Origin of the sequence: Mesorhizobium sp. M0715, assembly GCF_040320355.1 — a bacterium.
Classification (GTDB): domain Bacteria; phylum Pseudomonadota; class Alphaproteobacteria; order Rhizobiales; family Rhizobiaceae; genus Mesorhizobium.
On the sequence record NZ_JAMYPL010000001.1, the window covers coordinates 110,782 to 128,404 of the forward strand.

Consider the following 17,623-nt stretch of genomic DNA (forward strand, 5'->3'; position numbering starts at 1 on the left):
AAAAACAAGGAGTTAGAGCGGGTAGCCGTTTCCGTGAAACGGTGAACTGCTCTAGGCCCGAAAGTGGAATACCTCTGCTCATTGAACCTTCGTCCTCGGATCGAGGACCCGATACAGAAGGTCGGACAGAAGGTTGATGGCGATGAAGACCGAACCGATGACGATGGTGCCGCCGAGCACCGCATTCATGTCGGCGTTCTGCAGCGAGTTGGTGATGTAGAGGCCGATGCCCGGCCATGAGAAGACGGTCTCGGTCAGCACCGAACCTTCGAGCAGCCCGGCATAGGAGAGCGCGATCACCGTCACCATCGGCACCGCCGCATTGCGCAGCGCGTGGCCCCAGATGATGCGGGTTTCCGACAGGCCCTTGGCGCGCGCCGCGACGATATATTCCTGCGACAATTCGTTGAGCATGAACGAGCGCGTCATGCGGCTGATATAGGCGAGCGAGAAATAGCCGAGCAGCGAGGCCGGCAGGATGATGTGGCGGAAGGCGTCGTAAAAAACGTCCCACTGCCCCTGCATCGCAGAGTCGAGGAGATAGAAGCCAGTGATCGGCGTAAAGGTGTATTCGTAGACGATGTCGAGCCGCGCGGGGAAGGCAACCCATTGCAGCTTGGCGTAAAACAGCACCAGCGCCAGCAGTCCCAGCCAGAAGATCGGCACGGAATAGCCGATCAGGCCGATGATACGCACGATCTGATCGATGAAACTGCCGCGCCTGACCGCGGCCAGCACGCCAAGCGGTACGCCGAACAGCGCGCCGATCAGCGTCCCCAGCGTCGCCAGTTCCGTCGTGGCCGGAAGCGCCCGGCGAATGTCGGTCATGACAGGATTGGTGGTCAGCACAGAGACACCGAAATTGCCGTTCAGGGCATTTTTCACATAGATGTAGAACTGCTCGACCAGCGGCAAATCGAGGCCCATCTCGCGGCGCGTGCGCTCGACGACATTGGCCGGCGCCCGGTCGCCGAGCACCGCCAGCACCGGGTCGATCGGGATGACGCGACCGATGAAGAAGGTGACCGCGAGCAGACCAAGATAGGTCGTGATCGCGATGACCAGGAAACGGCCAAGCGATGATGCAATAGCGACGGCACGGGCGCTGCCGCGCCCCGCCGCCACTTCCTTTTCAACCGTGCTCATGCGGCGTGTCCGCGAGCACTATTCCTTGGACACCGGCCCGACGAAATTGCTGTCGAAGCTCGGGCCGAGGGCAAAGCCCTTGAGGTTCTTGCGCAGGCCGGCCACTTCCAGCTGCTGGTGGATGACGACGAAGGGGCTGGTGTCCAGGATCTTCTTCTCGAGGTCCTTGTACATGTCAGCGCGCTTGCCGGCGTCCTTCTCAAGCAGCGCTGCTTCCGTCTCCTTGGTCAGGTCCGGAATGTCCCAGGCATTGCGCCAGGCCAGCGTCTTGGACTTACCCGCATCCGAGTTGTCCGGATTCGAGGCAAAGGTCTGGGCGTTGGAGTTCGGATCGAAATAATCCTGGCCCCACTGGCCGATATAGATGTCGTGGTTGCGGGCGCGGTACTTGGTCAGCGTCTGCTTGCCGTCGCCTGGGATGATCTCGAGCTTGATGCCGGCCTGTCCGAGCGTCTGCTGGATCGATTCCGCCATGCCGGTCGTCGGCTGACCGGTGCGTACGTCCATGGTTACGCTGAAGCCGTCGGGCAGACCGGCCTTGGCCAGCAATTCCTTGGCCTTGGCGACATCGAACTTGAACGGATTCTCATCCAATTCGCCGAGCACGCCCTTGGGCAGGAAGGTCTGGTGGATTTCGCCGATGCCCTTGAGGATCGTCGAGCTCAGCGCATCGTAGTCGACCAGGTATTTGAAGGCTTGGCGGACCTCGGGCTTGGCGAGGTTGGCATTCTTCTGGTTGAGGCTGATGTAATAGACCGTGCCCTTCGGCGCGCTGGTCGAGATGAGATCGGCGTTCTTGGCGATGGCGTCGAGGTCGTTCGGCTCGAGATTGCGGGCAACGTCGATGTCGCCGGCCTCGAGCGCCAGGCGCTGGCCCGAGCTTTCCTTCATGTTGCGGTAGATGACGCGGGCAAGCTTGGCCTTCTCGCCGTAGTAATTATCGTTGCGCTCGAGAACGACCACCTCATTGGCCCGCCATTCGCGCAGCTTGAAGACGCCGGAGCCGGCATAGCCGGTCTTCAGCCAGGCATTGCCGAAATCATTGTCCCATTTGTAGTCGGCGCTCGGCGTCACCGCAGCGACATGTTCCTTGACCAGCTTGGCGTCGACCACCGATGCAACCGTTGCCGACAGGCAGTTCAGCACGAAGCTCGGCGCATAGGCCTTGTCGACGGTGAACTGGAAGGTGGTCTCGTCGACCGCCTTGGCCTTCTCGGCGACGTTGTCGCCGCTGATGCCGAATTGGCCGATGATGAAGGCCGGGCTCTTGTCGAGCTTGACGGCGCGTTCGAACGACCAGGCGACGTCGGCCGCGGTGATCGGATTGCCGGAAGCGAATTTCAGGCCGGGCTTGAGCTTGAATGTGTAGGTCAGGCCGTCATCGGAGACGGTCCAGCTTTCGGCAAGGTCTCCCTTGACCTTGGAGGTGTCGCTGAGGTCGAGACGGACAAGCAGATCATACGTGTTGCCGGTGACCTCGGCGGTCGACAGCTCGAACGCCTCGCCCGGATCCATGGAGATGATGTCGTCGATCGCGAAACCTTCGACCAGCGTGTCGGCGGGCGTGACCGCACCGGCGGGCGCGCCGGCCAGAAGCAGCGCGGACATGGCTGCACCCGCCAGCAGGAAGCGAGAGCGTAGAGCAAACTTTTCCATCATCATCGTGATTGTTCCCTGTTTTGTTGTTTGTTGACCTGAGTTCCCGGCTCAGGGTTGTGCAATTCTTTTCGGGCCTGGAGAAGGCCCCAGTGATCTCTTACCGTTGCGGTTTTTGTCCAGTTGGTCAACACCATATCCGGCAGCCTCGTGGCGGGCAACGAGCATTTATACGATGGCTCAATGGGCCAGAAAGGCCGGTGGGATGTCGACGCATCGGCCAGCCAATCGAGGCTGCCGATCGAGGATAATCTGGCGAATGTCGCGGCTATCTCAGCGCCGCGACCAGGCTGGTGTCAGGGAAGCAGGTGGCGGCGCGGCCGTTCTTGGCTTGCCAAATGCCGATCGAACGGCGGGTCTTGAAGCCGGGCAGGCCATCGGCGCTGCCGACGTCATAGCCCTTGGCTTCCAGCGCGCGTTGCAGAGCGGCTATGTCCGAACGGTGGAGCCCGCCGACCGCGCCCCAGCTGCCGGCAAAATTCGAATCGCCATGGGCGATGCGATCGGCGCCATGGCCGATGAACAGCGCGTAGAGGTCGCTGGTGTTGTACTGCTTCAGCACGTAGAAATTGGGCGTGGCGATAAAGGCCGGACCGCTGCGCCCTGCCGGCATCAGCAGGAAGCCTTCGGCCTTCATCTCACTCGCTGGAAACGGCTTGCCGCCGACGCGCCTAACGCCCATTGCCGCCCATTCGGAGATTTTCTTGCCCTGGTCCGGGCCTTCCAACGAACAGGAAACGCTTTCCGGCACCATCACCTCGAAACCCCAGCCACGGCCCTTTACCCAGCCATAGTGGACGAGATAATTGGCGATCGAGGCCAGCACGTCCGGCGTCGAGTTCCAGATGTCGGCGCGGCCGTCGCCGTCGAAATCGACGGCATGTTTCAGGAACGAGGTCGGCATGAATTGCGGCTGGCCGAGCGCTCCGGCCCAGGACGATTTCATCGCGCCGACCGGAGCCAGCCCGCGCTCGACGATCTCGAGTGCAGCAAGCAGTTCGGTGCGGAAGAAGTCCTTCCTGGTCGACATGAACGCTTTGGTGCCCAGTACTTCGAAGGCGTCGTAGGGCATCTTCGCCGCGCCGAATCCGGTCTCGCGGCCCCAGATCGCCAGCAGCACTTCGCCCGGCACGCCGTAGCGCTTTTCGATAGATGCAAGTGTCCTGGCATTGGTGGCTTCGCGCGCCCGGCCGCCCGCCGTCACCGCGCGAACCGTCTTCTCGGCGAAATAGGCGCCGGGTGAGCCGAATTCGGCCTGGTGCTGCTTCTGCGGCGTGGTCGCCTTATCGCCCGGCTTGACCAGGTCGGGCAGCTTCAGATTGGGATTGATGCCGTCGAAGGCGGCATCGAGGGTGGCTTTGGAAATGCCTTTCGCCCTGGCTTGCGGCCAAAGGTCGTTCTGCAGCCAGGCGCGAAACTGGTCGTCGATCTTTGCGGCGGAGGCGGGGGTGGAAAGGAGGACCGCGAGAAGAACTGCAAAAAAGGAAAACAGAGCCAATCTGAGAGGTTTGCGTTCCTTCACACCCCCCTCTGTCCTGCCGGACATCTCCCCCGCAAGGGGGGAGATTGGCCGCTTCATCGGCGGCGCTCTTGTTGCAATGTCGGCGATTTGCGAAAACAAAGATGACATCCGATCTCCCCCCTTGCGGGGGAGATGTCCGGCAGGACAGAGGGGGGTGCTTGGCACCAGCCTCGACGGATGCGCAACAATCATGATCCGCATCCTCTGCCGCAACTTTGTCAAAACGCCGTCCGCGAGCGCAGCGCCGCGGCCAGCGTGCCCTCGTCGAGATAGTCGAGTTCGCCGCCGACAGGCACGCCATGCGCCAGTCGTGTCACCTTGATATCGAAGCCGGACAGCTGATCGGTGAGGTAATGCGCGGTCGTCTGGCCCTCCACCGTAGCATTGACGGCGAGGATGATCTCCTTGACCTCGCCACCGGCGACGCGGTCGATCAGCGAGCGCATGTTGAGCTGCTCGGGGCCGATGCCGTCGAGCGGGGACAGCGTGCCGCCGAGAACGTGGTAACGCACATTCATCGCCGCCGCGCGCTCCAGCGCCCACAGGTCGGAGACGTCCTCGACGACAATGATGGTGCCGGCATCTCGGCGCGGATCGGTGCAGATCATGCAAGGGTCCGATGTATCGACATTGCCGCAGGTCGAGCAGATGCGCACCTTGTCGGCCGCCTCGGCCATGGCGGCGGCCAGCGGCGACAGAAGCTGCTCCTTCTTCTTGATCAGATGAAGGGCGGCACGCCTGGCCGAACGGGGACCCAGCCCCGGCACCTTGGCCAGGAGCTGGATCAGACGTTCGATCTCGGGACCGGCGATTCGCTTCGACATCGCTCTGATCTAGGATTTTTCAGAGCGCTTTGGAACATCCGCATACGCATGACCGCCATATTGGCCTTGGCGGACCAAAATGGGCGGGGCCCATGGGATCATGGAGAGCAGATCAGTTGGTTTCGAGCGGCCGGCCCTGGCTGACGATCATCGCGCCGACAGCGTCGGTGTTCTCAGGCGTCGACTGGAAACCCATAGACGCCTCTTGCGGCGCTTCCTCGACCGAGGAGATGACCCTCGTCCTTGTGTTCAAGGTTCCGCCAAAACGGGCGGCATCCGGTTCCTCCATCGGCTCCTGCATCGCCACCACCGTCGGCTCCGCCGAGACACGCGCAGATTTCGCGGCCGGCGCGGCGGCCGCGGTCATATAGGTCTGTTGGGCAGGAGCGGACCGGACGGTGGCCGGCTTGGCCGGACGCACCGGCTCGGCGGACGCGACCATCGTCACCGGCTCCGCCGGCTTCTGCGGCGCCGCCGAGGCAATGGCGACCTGCGGCTCGTCCGGCAGCGGCTGCCAGTTGCGGCCGCGCTTCTCGTAAAAGGCATTGCCGCCGGCAACCATGGTGTAGTGCATGTTCTTGTAGGGGAAGCGTAGGCCGGCGGTGTGGAAGAACATGGTGTTCTTGAGCTTGGACTTGCGCTCCCCCTTCAGCACCGCGTCGGCGGCTTCCTCGACATCGGGCATTGCGCGTGAATTCATCGGCCTTGTCATGACGCCGGGGGCAAACTGCCCGCGCTCGCCCACCACCGCGCAGATGGTGCTGCCGTGCTTGCCGGAGCGCAGCCGGTTCATCACCACCGTGCCGACCGCGATCATGCCGTCGCGGCTCGAGCGGTTGGATTCAAAGAACATCGCCCGTTCCAGGCATTCCTTGTCCTTCGGCGTGTGGCTGTACGCCCGGGAGCTCAGGAAACCCGGCGTGATGGCGTCGGTCAGGCTGGCGACGGACATGCCGTGTGAAGTGGTCTGGCTACAGGCAGCCAAAAACAGGGGTGAAATGACGGCGCCGAGCAACAGCGGCGTCTTCCATCGCGTAGAAATCAACAGGTAACCCTCTCACTTCGTGCCCGCCCCCAGGCTGCGGCAAGAATGAGACACTTTCGGGCAAAATGATGGCCAAAACGTTATTAACAACGCGCTGTTGCCAAATTGGCACAATTTCCTGGTTTTCCAGATAGATCGCACCCATCATTTCACAAAGGCGATGACCTCTCTCTCTTTGTTTCGCCGCAATTGCCCCAAGGGAAAGCACTACGCGCTTTTCCCGGGCAAACGCTGTTAATTTCTCCTGGAACCGGTCTGCAGCCCGGCCGCAATCACGGCCGCTGGCCAGGCTCAAGCTCCTCGACCTTCTCCGAAAACAGGCCGCGCCGGAGGAACAGCGTCCGCGCCTCCCTGGCCGTCGGGGCGATCTTTCCCGGCCAGTCGCTGTCAATGAACTCAGCCTTGGTGAAGTCCGGATTTGTCTCGCTTGCCGCCTCCAGGAATTCGGCGATCTCCAGCACGATCGCGCGCTCGTCCTTCGAAAGCGCCGATGTGCCGGCTTCGATCGAAGGGCGATGGACGAAATCCTCGAACAGATAGAAATAACCCTTGATGCCGACGAGATCGACGCCGTCGTCACAATCGGCCAGGATTTCCAGGATCTCGTAGATCCTGTTGCGGATACGCTGCTCGATCAGTCTTTCGGAGGGCTCTTCGGTCATGTCGATGATGGGCGCGCACGCCGAATGCTAGAAGGGCAGTTTCATTCCCGGCGGGATCGGCAGACCTGCGGTCAGCGCCTTGGTCTTTTCCTGCATGATCTGCTCGACCTTGGTCTTGGCGTCGTTGTGAGCGGCCAGCACCAGGTCTTCCAGGATCTCGACATCGTCTTCCTTGAACAGAGACGGATCGATCTTCAGCGACTTCATCTCGAATTTTCCGGTCAGCGTCACATTGACCAGGCCGCCGCCGGCCTGGCCGGACGCTTCCAGCGTGGCGATCTCGTCCTGCATGGCCTGGAACTTGGCCTGCATTTCCTTCGCCTTGCCCATCAGGCCGAGAAGATCTTTCATGGTCGGGTCCTTTGCGGATTCGTGGCTGGATTAGGGTTCATCGTCGTCAGCCGGCGGCTCGACCGGCACTTCAGCCTCTGTCGTTTCGGCTTCCGGCGCGTCTGGAATGCGCACGTCGATGATCTTGGCGCCGGGAAAGCGCGCCAGGATAGCGGCCACGGTCGGGTCGCTCTTGGCATCGAGAAAAGCCGTCTCGCGCTTGGCCGATTCCATTTCGGCGAGCGTCTGGCCGCCCTCTTCCTTCGACAGCGAGACCAGCCAGCTGCGGCCGGTCCAGGCGCGCAATTTCGTCGTCAGGTCGTTGAGCAGCATCTTGGGCGCATCGCCGGTCAGGCCGACGTCGATGCGGCCGGGCTCGATGCGCACAAACCGGATGCAGCTCTTGACCAGCACCTTGAAGGCGATGTCACGCTGCGCATCGGCGAGCGCAATGATGTCGGCCAGCGATTTCAGCGGCGCCGATTCCATGGCCGGCTCCGGAGGAGCGACGTAGGCAACGGCAGCAGGCGAGGCTTCGACCAGCCGCATGGTCTGCGCACCGCCAGGACCGGCGGGCATGCGCGTCTGCGCCACCGCGCCGGCGCCACCGCCGTTGCCGGAACTTGCAGGCGCGCCATTCGGGCGCGGCGCGCCGCTTTGGACCGACGCTCCGCCCTCGAGCGATCTCAACGCCTCGTCCAGCGTCGGCAGGTCGGCGGCATGCGCCAGCCGGATCAGCACCATTTCGGCGGCACTGACCGGCCGGTTGGAGGACTGCACTTCGGGAATGCCCTTGAGCAGCATCTGCCATGTCCGCGACAGCACCCTGACCGACAGCGTCCTTGCGAAATCGGCGCCGCGCTGCCGCTCGTCCTCGGACAGCGAGGCATCCTCGATGGCCGTCGGCACGAAACGCAGCCGGGTGACGAGGTGGTTGAACTCGGCAAGATCGGTCAGCACGGCTGCCGGATCGGCGCCGGTGTCGTATTGCGCGCGGAATTCGCCGAGCGCTGCCGCCACATCGCCCTTCATCACATGTTCGAACAGGTCGACGATGCGGGCGCGGTCGGCAAGTCCCAACATCGCCCGCACAGCCGCGGCACCGACAGTGCCGGCGCCATGGGCAATCGCCTGGTCGAGGATGGAGAGCGAATCACGGGCCGAGCCTTCGGCGGCGCGCGCGATCATCGCCAGCGCGTCGTCGTCGACCGCAATGCCTTCCTGGGCCGAAATCGAGCCGAGATGCGCGACCAGCGCGCCGGCGTCGATGCGCCTCAGGTCGAAGCGCTGGCAGCGCGACAGGACAGTGATCGGGACCTTGCGGATTTCGGTGGTGGCGAAGATGAATTTGACGTGCGGCGGCGGCTCTTCCAGCGTCTTCAGCAGGCCGTTGAAGGCCTGCGTCGACAGCATGTGCACTTCGTCGATGATATAGACCTTGTAACGGGCCGACACCGGCGCATAGCGCACGCGCTCGATGATATCCCTGATGTCGTCGATGCCGGTATGCGAGGCGGCGTCCATCTCGATGACGTCGACATGGCGGCCCTCCATGATCGCCTGGCAATGCTCGCCGAGCACCGCGAGGTCGACCGAAGGCTGGTCGATATCAGCGGTTTTATAATTCAGGGCCCGCGCGAGGATGCGCGCCGTCGTGGTCTTGCCGACGCCGCGCACCCCGGTCAGCATCCAGGCCTGGGCGATGCGGCCGGTGGCAAAGGCATTGGTGAGGGTGCGCACCATCGGCTCCTGGCCGACCAGCTCGGAGAAGTTCGAAGGACGGTACTTGCGCGCCAGCACGCGATAGGCGGCGGCCTTGCCTATCTCCAGGCTTTTTGGTCCCGAATTTCCGGCTTCGCTCATACGCCCGTAAAGCTCCAAATGGCCGCGCCCGAAGGCGGCCGATTCCTGCGCGTAGTCTCGCCCGCGCTGCAATGCGTCGTCAATGTCGCGAGAGGGGCCGATGAGGTGGGAGGCTGGAACAATGACCCGTTCCGGGCTCGTTAGGGCTGCTTCCTTCCGGACCTGACCCGGTTGGCGAGTGGATCGTCCACCACCAACCTCCCGCTTTCCATATCGGCAATTGCGCGACGAAATGCAAGTCCGCCGAAGAAATCGCAAAAATATGGAATTGGCGCACCAATGGGTGAGGGGCGCAATGATTCGCTTGCAGCCCCCTTGCCGCCGCTCTAGCCTTCATGTGTTGAGCAAACCAAGAAAAGCAAGGGAAACGCCGATGCTGCCGGGCCTGGAGGCCGGATTTACGCTGGACGCACGGCTGGAGGCGGACAGCGAACAGTTGATGTGGCTTGGGCTGTGCGAATTGCGGGTGATGAACGACCGCCGCTGGCCATGGCTGCTGCTGGTGCCGCAGCGGCCCGGCGCGGAGGAAATCCATGACATGACGCCGCTCGACCAGACGATGCTGACCTTCGAGACCAATATGGTGGCGCAGGCGCTGAAGAAGGCGACCGGCTGCACCAAGATCAACACCGGCGCGCTCGGCAACATCGTGCGCCAGTTGCACATCCATGTCATCGCGCGTTCGGAAGGCGATCCCGGCTGGCCAGGCCCTGTGTGGGGACATGGTCTGCGAGAGCCCTATCAACGTTCCGACTTGCGACGGTTTGCCGAAACGATCAAGGCGGCGCTATAAGCGTTCCCCGTGTCCATCCCTCAACGTATCCCAGAGTCCCCATGAGCTTCCGCCTGTTTGACGCGCCTTTGCGCGAGCCGAGCCAGTTCGTCGGCTTTGCCGGCAACATGATCGACCGGCAGTCCGAGAACCGCGCCGACGATTCGGTCGACAAGGCGCTGGCCGACCCGGCGACGCGGCTGCTTCTGATGCATGGCGGCCGGCTCTATCTGAAGCTCGGCGCTGGCGGCGCTCTCGACCCTTGGTTCGGCGCGACCGAGAGCGAGCCCTTCAAGGTTTCCCTGGCGCAAGGCATCCTGCTCGGCTTTTCCGAACGAGGACCGGTGCTGGCCGTGCCCGCCGGCGTCGAACCCGAACAGCTTCCGGAAGCAGTCAAGGCCATCGACTACCGCTCGGTCTACATGCAAGGGCTGATCGACGAGGCGGCGGCTGGCGCGATGGCGCAAGGGGCGGCCCTGCTTGCCTGGCATGCCAGCCATCGCTTCTGCAGCAAATGTGGTACGGAATCGCAGATGCGGGCCGGCGGCTACAAGCGCCATTGCCCGAATTGCGGCACCGAGCATTTTCCGCGCACCGACCCGGTGGCGATCATGCTGACGGCGACGCGGGAAAAATGCCTGCTCGGACGCGGCCGGCATTTCGCGCCGGGCATGTACTCGGCCCTTGCCGGCTTCATCGAGCCGGGCGAGACGATCGAGGCGGCGGTGCGCCGCGAGACGCTGGAAGAGGCCGGTATCCGGCTTGGCCGCGTCGTCTACCACGCCAGCCAGCCCTGGCCGTTCCCCTATTCGCTGATGATCGGCTGCTTCGGCGAGCCGCTCAATGACGATATCCAGGCCGACCTCAACGAGCTTGAGGACTGCCGCTGGTTTTTTCGCGACGAGGTGCGCCTGATGCTGGAAAGGACGCACAAGGACAATCTGGTCACGCCGCCGAAAGGCGCCATTGCGCATCACCTCATCCGCGCCTGGGTCAATTCAGAATGATGGCAGCGAACACCGAAAGACATTGCAGGAGCAGGACATGATCCGTCACACCGTCGTTTTCACGCTGAAGCATCCGCCGCATTCGCTGGAGGAAAAGCGGTTCCTGGTCGACGCCAAGAAAATCCTAACCGCGATCAGAGGCGTCACGCATTTCGAGCAATTGCGGCAGATCAGCCCCAAGAACGACTATCATTTCGGCTTCTCGATGGAGTTCGCCGACCAGGCCGCCTACAACAGGTACAACGACCATCCAGACCATGTCGCCTTCGTGCGCGACCGCTGGGTGCCGGAGGTCGAGGCCTTCATGGAGATCGACTATGTGCCGCTGGGCGCGGTGATTTAGGGCATGGTCCCGAAAAGTGGAAACCGGTTTTTGGACAAGATCATGCCCAGTAGCGATCAGTCCGCCACTTTCCACTGCTCACGCGACTCGCTGGCCGGATAGACGCCGAGAATCCGCACTTCGCGCGAGAAGAAACGAAGCTCGTCCAGCGCCAGCTTGACCAGCGGATCGTCGGGATGGCCCTCGATGTCGGCGTAGAACAGCGTCGCCGTAAACGCCCCCAACTGGTAGCTCTCCAGCTTGGTCATGTTGATGCCGTTGGTGGCAAAACCGCCCATCGCCTTGTAGAGCGCGGCCGGCACGTTGCGGACGCGAAAGATGAAGGTCGTCATCATCTTGACGTCGGGTGATGGGCGTTCGGCCCATTGCTTGTTCTTGGTCAGGACGACAAAGCGGGTGACGTTGCTGTCGGTGTCCTCGACGTTTTGCTCGATGATATCGAGCCCGTAGAGGGTCGCTGCCAGTGCGGGCGACAGTGCCGCCATGGTGCGGTCCTTGACCTCGGAGACCATCTTGGCGGCGCCAGCCGTGTCGCCAGCGACGATCGCCTTCCAGCCGTTCTTGCGGATGTATTTGCGGCACTGGCCAAGCGCGTGGATGTGGCTGTGCACGGTCTCGATCTCGTCGCGCTTCACGCCCGGCAGCACCATCAGCTGGAAATGGATCGGCAGAAAATATTCGCCGACGATGTGCAGCTTCGATTCCGGCAGCAGATGATGGATATCGGCGACGCGTCCGGCAATGGTGTTCTCGATCGGGATCATGGCGAGATCGGCCTTGCCGGTCTCGACCGCGTTGAACGCATCCTCGAAGGTCGGGCACGGCAACGGCTCCATCGATGGATAGACGTTGCGGGAGGCGGTGTCGGAATTGGCGCCCGGCTCGCCCTGGAAGGATATTCTGTTGGTCTTTTCAGGCATGCCGATATCTCAGGTTGAAAGGATCTGTCTGGCGCGTTCGAGGTCTTCCGGCGTGTCGACGCCGAGCGGCAGCGACTGGACGATCTCGGCGTCGATGCGCATGCCGGCTTCCAGCGCCCGCAACTGTTCCAGCCGCTCGCGCCGTTCGAGCGGCGACGGCTTCAGCGCGACGAAACGCTCAAGTGCTTCGCGGCGATAGGCGTAGAGGCCGACATGATGATAGAGCGGCCCCTCGCCCCAAGGCGCCGTGGCACGGGTGAAATAGAGCGCCCTCAGCCTGCTGCCGGAAAGCGGCGAACCGACGATCTTGACGACATTGGGATTGGTCTTTTCCTCGTCGCGGACGATCTCGACGCCGAGCGTGGCGATGTCCACCGCACTGTCCTCGAAAGGCCTGAGCGACGCGGCGATAATCTGCGGATCGATGGTCGGCAGGTCGCCTTGCACATTGACGATGGTTTCGACCTTGCGCCCGGGGTCGAGCGCGATCAGCGCCTCGTGGATGCGGTCGGAGCCGGATTCGTGATCCGTGCGCGTCATCACGGCCTCGAACCCGTGCGCGCGCACCGCTTGCGCCACGCTTTGCGTGTCGGTCGCCACCACCACCCGGCCAAGGCCGGCTTCGGCGGCGCGGCGGGCGACATGGACGATCATCGGGGCGCCTGCGATGTCGGCCAGCGGCTTGCCCGGCAGGCGGGTCGAGGCCATGCGGGCCGGGATCAGGATCAGCGTGGACATTTCGGGTGCAAGGCGTCTCGAAAGAGGACAGGGAAAGTGGCAAAAGGTCTCACTGGAAGCGCCCTTATAGGTGTTGCAACGCCGCAGCAAAAGACCTAGTTTCCGCCCGATTTGACCGCCCTGGCAGGACGGGTCACGATACCGACGGACGGAGTGGACGGTTCTGTCCGCCGGAAAAGGGAGCAAGGGGCGTATGGATTCCAACGAAGTCAACAAACTGCTCGCCGGATTGCTCGGAACCGTTTTCGTCGTCTTCTCGGTCGGCATTGTGTCCGATGCGCTGTTTGCCTCGCCTGCGCCGGAAAAGCCCGGCTTCGCCATCGAGGCCGCGGAGCCCGCCGAAGGCGGCCCGGCCGCTCCTGCCGCAGCCGAAAAGCCGATCGCAGATCTTCTGGCCAATGCAAATGCCGAACAGGGCGCTGCCATCTTCAAGAAGTGCCAGGCCTGCCATTCCGGCGAAAAAGGCGGTCCTAACAAGGTCGGCCCCGATCTGTGGGATATCGTCGACCGTCCGGTCGCCTCTCACGAGGGCTTCGCCTATTCGGCGGGCATGAAGGAATATTCCAAGGGCGGCACAGAGAAGTGGACCTACGATAACCTCAACCACTTCATCACGTCGCCCAAGAAGGACGTTAAAGGCACGGCGATGGGCTTTGCCGGCCTGCCGAAGGAAGAAGACCGCGCCAACGTCATCGCCTATCTGCGCACGCTGTCCGACAATCCCAAGCCGCTGCCGGCACCGGGTGCCGCCGCCGATGCAGGCGCGCCCGCCAAGCCTGCCGATGCAGCCGCTCCGGCAAAGCCGGCTGATGGTGCCGCGCCCGCGAAACCGGCCGCTCCTGCCGCCCCGGCTCCGGCCGCACCCGCACCGGCGCCTGCCCAATAACCAGATATCATCTCGACGACCTTGAAAAAGCCGGGTTCAGCCCGGCTTTTTTGTTGGGAAAACCGCATAGGCGGCGACAAAGCCGCGCATGGCGGTTTTCACGAGCGCCAAATCATCTAGATTGCCCATGAGCGGGCATTGCGAAGAGGATAGTGCATGACGGTTGGCCGAACGCTTCTCAAGTCGTTCCTGGCGGCAGCCCTTCTGGCGGCGGGATTGCAGGCTGCCCGCGCCGACGAATGGCGCACCACCTCATCGCTGATCGGCGAGTCCAAATACGGCGCCAATTTCCAGCACTACGACTACGTCAACCCCGACGCGCCCAAGGGCGGCACGCTGAACTCGGTGGTGCCAGGTACATTCGACAGCTTCAATCCCTACGTCGTCCAGGGGTCGCCGGCTGCCGGCCTCGTCGGGTTCGGTGGCGGTCTGCTCTACGACACTCTGATGGAGCAGGCGACCGATGAAGGCAGCACCAGCCATCCGCTGATCGCCGATGCTTACAAATATCCGGCCGACTATTCCTCCGCGACCTATCGGCTCGATCCGCGCGCCAAATGGCATGACGGCCAGCCGATCACCGTCAATGACGTGATCTGGTCGTTCCAGGTGCTCAAGGCCAACAGCCCGCAATACAGCCGCTATTTCGAGAATGTTATCGATGCGGTGGCGATTTCGGATCGCGAGGTGGAGTTCCATTTCAACCAGAAGGGCAATCGCGAACTGCCCAAGATAATCGGCGACCTCGCCGTACTGCCGAAACATTGGTGGGAAGGCACCGATGCCAACGGCAAGAAACGCGACGTGACCAAGCCGACCCTGGAAATCCCGCTCGGTTCGGCGGCCTACAAGATCGCCAGCTTCAAGCCGGGCTCGGAGATCATCTGGCAGCGTGTGCCGGATTACTGGGCGGCCAAGCTGCCGGTGAAGATCGGCCGCGAGAACTTCGACACGCGGCGCTACACCTATATCCTCGACGACAACGCCGCCTGGCTCGCCTTCACCAAGGGCGGGCTGGAAGACATCAACCGCGAATACAGTTCGCGCAAATGGGCGACGGCTTACAATTTCCCGGCATTCCAGGCCGGCGATGTCATCAAGAAGGATTTTCAGACCCAGGCGCCGGAACCGATGCAGGGCTTCGTCCTCAACCAGCGGCGGCCGCTGTTCCAGGACCGGCTGGTGCGTGAAGCGCTGACCATTCCATTCGATTTCGAGAGCATGAACCGCACCCTGTTCTTCGGCTTCAACACCCGCACATCAAGCTATTTCCAGGGCACCGAACTGGCCTCGAGCGGGTTGCCGCAGGGCAAGGAGCTGGAGATCCTGGAAAAATATCGCGACAAGCTGCCGCCCGAACTTTTCACCCAGGAGTTCAAGCTGCCGGTCTATGATACGCCGCAGGCGGAACGGAAGTACCTGAAACAGGCGGTCGATCTCTTCGCCAAGGCGGGATGGGTGATCAAGGCCGGCAAGATGGTCAATGCCAAGACCGGCGCGCCGTTCAAGTTCGAAATCCTCGGCTGGAACGACACAGACCAGGTGATCGCCAGCCCCTACATCGCCAATCTGCGCAAGATCGGTATCGACGCCACTTTGCGCATCATCGACCAGACGCAGTACATCAACCGCGTCAATAATTTCGATTTCGATGTCGTGACCGGGATTCTGCAGCAGTCGGATTCGCCGGGCAACGAGCAGCGCGACTTCTGGAGCTCTAGAGCTGCCGATTCGCCCGGTTCGCGCAATCTGATGGGCATCAAGGACCCGACCGTCGACGCCCTGGTCGATCGCATTATCTTCGCGACCGATCGAGACGATCTCGTCGCCGCCACCCATGCGCTCGACCGCATCCTGCTGTGGAACTTCTATGTCTTGCCGCAATATTACCGGTCGGCGGTGTGGCTGGCCTATTGGGACAAGTTCAAATTCCCCGACAAGCAGCCTGCCTATATCGGAGCCGACATCGATTCTTGGTGGATCGACCCGGACAAGGAGAAGGCGCTGGCGGCCAAATACAAGGGTGGCAATTGATGGCGGCCCTTGCCCGCCGCGACTTTCTCGCCCTGGGCAGTGCCGCGGCAGCCGCCGCCTTGCTGCCCGGCAGGGCCTTCGCCGACATTGCGACCGGCACCAAGCTGCATGGCCTGTCGGCCTTCGGCGACCTCAAATATAAGCCCGATTTCGCGCATTTCGACTACGTCAATCCGGACGCCCCAAAGGGCGGCCAGATGAATTTCGCGCCGCCGAACTCGACCCTCAATCAGAGCTTCCTGACCTTCAACACATTGAACTCACTGGTGTTGAAGGGGGAGGCGCCGCCGCGCACCGAACTCTGTTTCGATTCGCTGATGACAAGCGCGCTCGATGAGCCGGATGCGGTCTATGGCCTGCTTGCAGAAACCGTTTCCCTGTCGCCGGACCGCAACGGCTTCCGCTTCGTGCTTCGACCGCAAGCGCGTTTCCACGACGGCTCGCCGCTGACCGCGCAGGACGTTGTCTTCGCGCTGAAGCTTTACAAAGACAAGGGCCATCCGAACCTTTCCCAGGCGTTGCGGTACATGACCGACGCGGTTGCGGTCGATCCCGCCACCGTCAACCTCACTTTCAACGGCGAACAGTCCGCGCAAAACATCCTAGCGATCGTGGGGATGCCGATCGTCTCCAAGGCGTTTTACACGGCCAATGATTTCGATGCTTCGACCATGACACCGCCGCTTGGCTCGGGTCCCTACAAGATTGGACGCGTGGCGGCCGGACAGACTGTCGAATATGACCGCGTGGCCGACTATTGGGGCCGCAATCTCCCAGTGAACCGCGGCCTCTACAATTTCGACCGCATCCGCATCGACTTCTATCTTGACCGGCAGGCGGCGTTCGAAGCCTTCAAGAAAGGCGACACGCATTTTCGCGAGGAATTCACCTCGCGGGTATGGGCGACCGGCTACGACTTTCCGGCGCTGAAGGACGGCAAGGTCGTCAAACGGGAATTTCCCGGCGAAAAAACGCCCTCCATGCAGGCTGCCGCAGTGAACCAGCGGCGACCGCAGTTCCGCGATGAGCGGGTGCGGCGGGCGATCGCCAGATGCTTCGATTTCGAATGGATGAAGCGGGCGCTGTTTTACGGCTCCTACGAGCGCTCTCATTCGAATTTCGAACGGTCGGATTACAAGGCCGAAGGCCTGCCCTCACCTGACGAATTGAACCTGCTGGAGCCGTTCCGGGCCGAGTTGCCGCCAGAGGTCTTTGGTGAAGCGGTGACGCAGCCCCTTTCCGACGGTTCGGGCCATGACCGCAAGCTGCTGGGCGAGGCTTCGAGATTGCTTGCGCAAGCCGGCTGGAAGCGTACAGGCAGTTTCGTCGTCAACGACAAAGGCGAGCGGCTGCGGGTGGAAATGCTGGCCGAAGACGACGGCATGGTTCGCATCTTCACCCCATGGTCGGAAAGTATGAAGGCGATCGGGATCGACGCCTCGATCCGGCAAGTCGATTCGGCGCAATATGAACAGCGGCAGAGCGATTTCGACTTCGACCTCATCGTGCTCGCATGGTCGATCGGGGCGACGCCGACCGACGACAGCCTGCAGATGCTCTATAATTCCCGGATGGCTAAAATCCCGGGGCAGCGCAACTATCCGGGCACGGTAAGCAAGGCCATCGACGCCCTGATCGCGGCAGCCGGCAAGGCGAAAGACCGTATAGAACTCGTCACGGCGCTCAGAGCGCTCGACCGGGTCTTGCGCGCGCGGCTCGACTGGATTCCAACATACTATCTGGCGAATCACCGCGTCGCCTATTGGGACATGTTCGGCTTTGTCGAACAGAAGCCCGATTTCGGCTTTCCGGTCGAGACGCTGTGGTGGTTCGATAAGGGCAAGGCGGCAAGAATTGGCAAAGGCTGAGATGTTC

Annotated in this window: 17 protein-coding genes and 1 other RNA gene; 6 read left to right on the plus strand and 12 right to left on the minus strand. The window is 62.4% G+C overall.

Annotated features, from left to right (window positions below):
- Positions 1–78: 78 nt before the first annotated feature.
- The 10 genes from NKI21_RS00505 to ffs form a co-directional block, all read right to left on the minus strand.
- Complete coding sequence (locus tag NKI21_RS00505; protein WP_128304323.1) at positions 79–1,146, minus strand: ABC transporter permease; 1,068 nt, start codon at positions 1,144–1,146, stop codon at positions 79–81.
- Positions 1,147–1,164: 18 nt separating this feature from the next.
- On the minus strand, positions 1,165–2,808 hold the full coding sequence (locus tag NKI21_RS00510) for an ABC transporter substrate-binding protein (RefSeq protein ID WP_128304322.1): 1,644 nt from the start codon (positions 2,806–2,808) through the stop codon (positions 1,165–1,167).
- 262 nt (positions 2,809–3,070) lie between these two features.
- Positions 3,071–4,348: a lytic murein transglycosylase gene (locus tag NKI21_RS00515; protein WP_128304321.1), complete on the minus strand. Its 1,278-nt coding sequence runs from the start codon at positions 4,346–4,348 to the stop codon at positions 3,071–3,073.
- A 194-nt stretch (positions 4,349–4,542) separates the two neighbouring features.
- The gene (gene recR / locus NKI21_RS00520; RefSeq protein WP_128305643.1) at positions 4,543–5,148 is read right to left on the minus strand and encodes a recombination mediator RecR; all 606 of its coding nucleotides are present in this window, start codon (positions 5,146–5,148) and stop codon (positions 4,543–4,545) included.
- A 112-nt stretch (positions 5,149–5,260) separates the two neighbouring features.
- Positions 5,261–6,193, minus strand: coding sequence for a cell wall hydrolase (locus tag NKI21_RS00525; RefSeq protein ID WP_128305644.1), 933 nt, complete (start codon positions 6,191–6,193; stop codon positions 5,261–5,263).
- Positions 6,120–6,488 (minus strand): hypothetical protein, encoded by a 369-nt coding sequence (locus NKI21_RS00530; RefSeq protein ID WP_352610764.1) that lies wholly within the window; start codon positions 6,486–6,488, stop codon positions 6,120–6,122. Before NKI21_RS00530 ends, NKI21_RS00525 begins: the two co-directional genes overlap by 74 nt.
- On the minus strand, positions 6,466–6,855 hold the full coding sequence (locus NKI21_RS00535) for a hypothetical protein (RefSeq protein WP_127293990.1): 390 nt from the start codon (positions 6,853–6,855) through the stop codon (positions 6,466–6,468). Before NKI21_RS00535 ends, NKI21_RS00530 begins: the two co-directional genes overlap by 23 nt.
- Before the next feature lie 27 nt (positions 6,856–6,882).
- Positions 6,883–7,206, minus strand: a complete 324-nt coding sequence (locus tag NKI21_RS00540; RefSeq protein WP_013527931.1) for a YbaB/EbfC family nucleoid-associated protein — start codon at positions 7,204–7,206, stop codon at positions 6,883–6,885.
- 30 nt (positions 7,207–7,236) lie between these two features.
- Positions 7,237–9,048 (minus strand): DNA polymerase III subunit gamma/tau, encoded by a 1,812-nt coding sequence (locus NKI21_RS00545; protein ID WP_128305646.1) that lies wholly within the window; start codon positions 9,046–9,048, stop codon positions 7,237–7,239.
- 105 nt (positions 9,049–9,153) lie between these two features.
- Positions 9,154–9,250, minus strand: an RNA gene (gene ffs / locus NKI21_RS00550) — signal recognition particle sRNA small type.
- A gap of 171 nt (positions 9,251–9,421) precedes the next feature.
- On the opposite strand from ffs, the gene NKI21_RS00555 reads away from it, so the two are divergent.
- Genes NKI21_RS00555 through NKI21_RS00565 form a run of 3 tightly spaced genes read left to right on the plus strand, consistent with a single transcriptional unit; the run spans position 9,422 to position 11,170 of the window.
- Positions 9,422–9,841: an HIT domain-containing protein gene (locus NKI21_RS00555; RefSeq protein ID WP_127293986.1), complete on the plus strand. Its 420-nt coding sequence runs from the start codon at positions 9,422–9,424 to the stop codon at positions 9,839–9,841.
- A gap of 41 nt (positions 9,842–9,882) precedes the next feature.
- Complete coding sequence (gene nudC, locus NKI21_RS00560; protein WP_352864093.1) at positions 9,883–10,827, plus strand: NAD(+) diphosphatase; 945 nt, start codon at positions 9,883–9,885, stop codon at positions 10,825–10,827.
- Between the two features lie 37 nt (positions 10,828–10,864).
- A complete protein-coding gene (locus NKI21_RS00565; protein ID WP_127293984.1) occupies positions 10,865–11,170 on the plus strand; it encodes a Dabb family protein in 306 nt (101 codons plus the stop codon).
- A gap of 56 nt (positions 11,171–11,226) precedes the next feature.
- Here the strand turns inward: NKI21_RS00565 and NKI21_RS00570 are convergent, their stop codons facing one another.
- Positions 11,227–12,090 (minus strand): prephenate dehydratase, encoded by an 864-nt coding sequence (locus tag NKI21_RS00570; RefSeq protein ID WP_352728993.1) that lies wholly within the window; start codon positions 12,088–12,090, stop codon positions 11,227–11,229.
- A 9-nt stretch (positions 12,091–12,099) separates the two neighbouring features.
- Positions 12,100–12,828: a 3-deoxy-manno-octulosonate cytidylyltransferase gene (locus tag NKI21_RS00575; RefSeq protein ID WP_352864097.1), complete on the minus strand. Its 729-nt coding sequence runs from the start codon at positions 12,826–12,828 to the stop codon at positions 12,100–12,102.
- Between the two features lie 193 nt (positions 12,829–13,021).
- Here NKI21_RS00575 and NKI21_RS00580 point away from each other — a divergent pair, with 193 nt between their 5' ends.
- The 3 genes from NKI21_RS00580 (at position 13,022) to NKI21_RS00590 (ending at position 17,616) form a co-directional block, all read left to right on the plus strand.
- Positions 13,022–13,714 carry a c-type cytochrome gene (locus NKI21_RS00580; RefSeq protein WP_352439668.1) on the plus strand — a complete coding sequence of 231 codons (693 nt, stop codon included), beginning with the start codon at positions 13,022–13,024 and terminating at the stop codon, positions 13,712–13,714.
- A gap of 156 nt (positions 13,715–13,870) precedes the next feature.
- Positions 13,871–15,748, plus strand: coding sequence for an extracellular solute-binding protein (locus tag NKI21_RS00585; RefSeq protein WP_352864100.1), 1,878 nt, complete (start codon positions 13,871–13,873; stop codon positions 15,746–15,748).
- Positions 15,748–17,616, plus strand: a complete 1,869-nt coding sequence (locus tag NKI21_RS00590; RefSeq protein ID WP_352864103.1) for an extracellular solute-binding protein — start codon at positions 15,748–15,750, stop codon at positions 17,614–17,616. Before NKI21_RS00585 ends, NKI21_RS00590 begins: the two co-directional genes overlap by 1 nt.
- Positions 17,617–17,623: the final 7 nt, after the last annotated feature.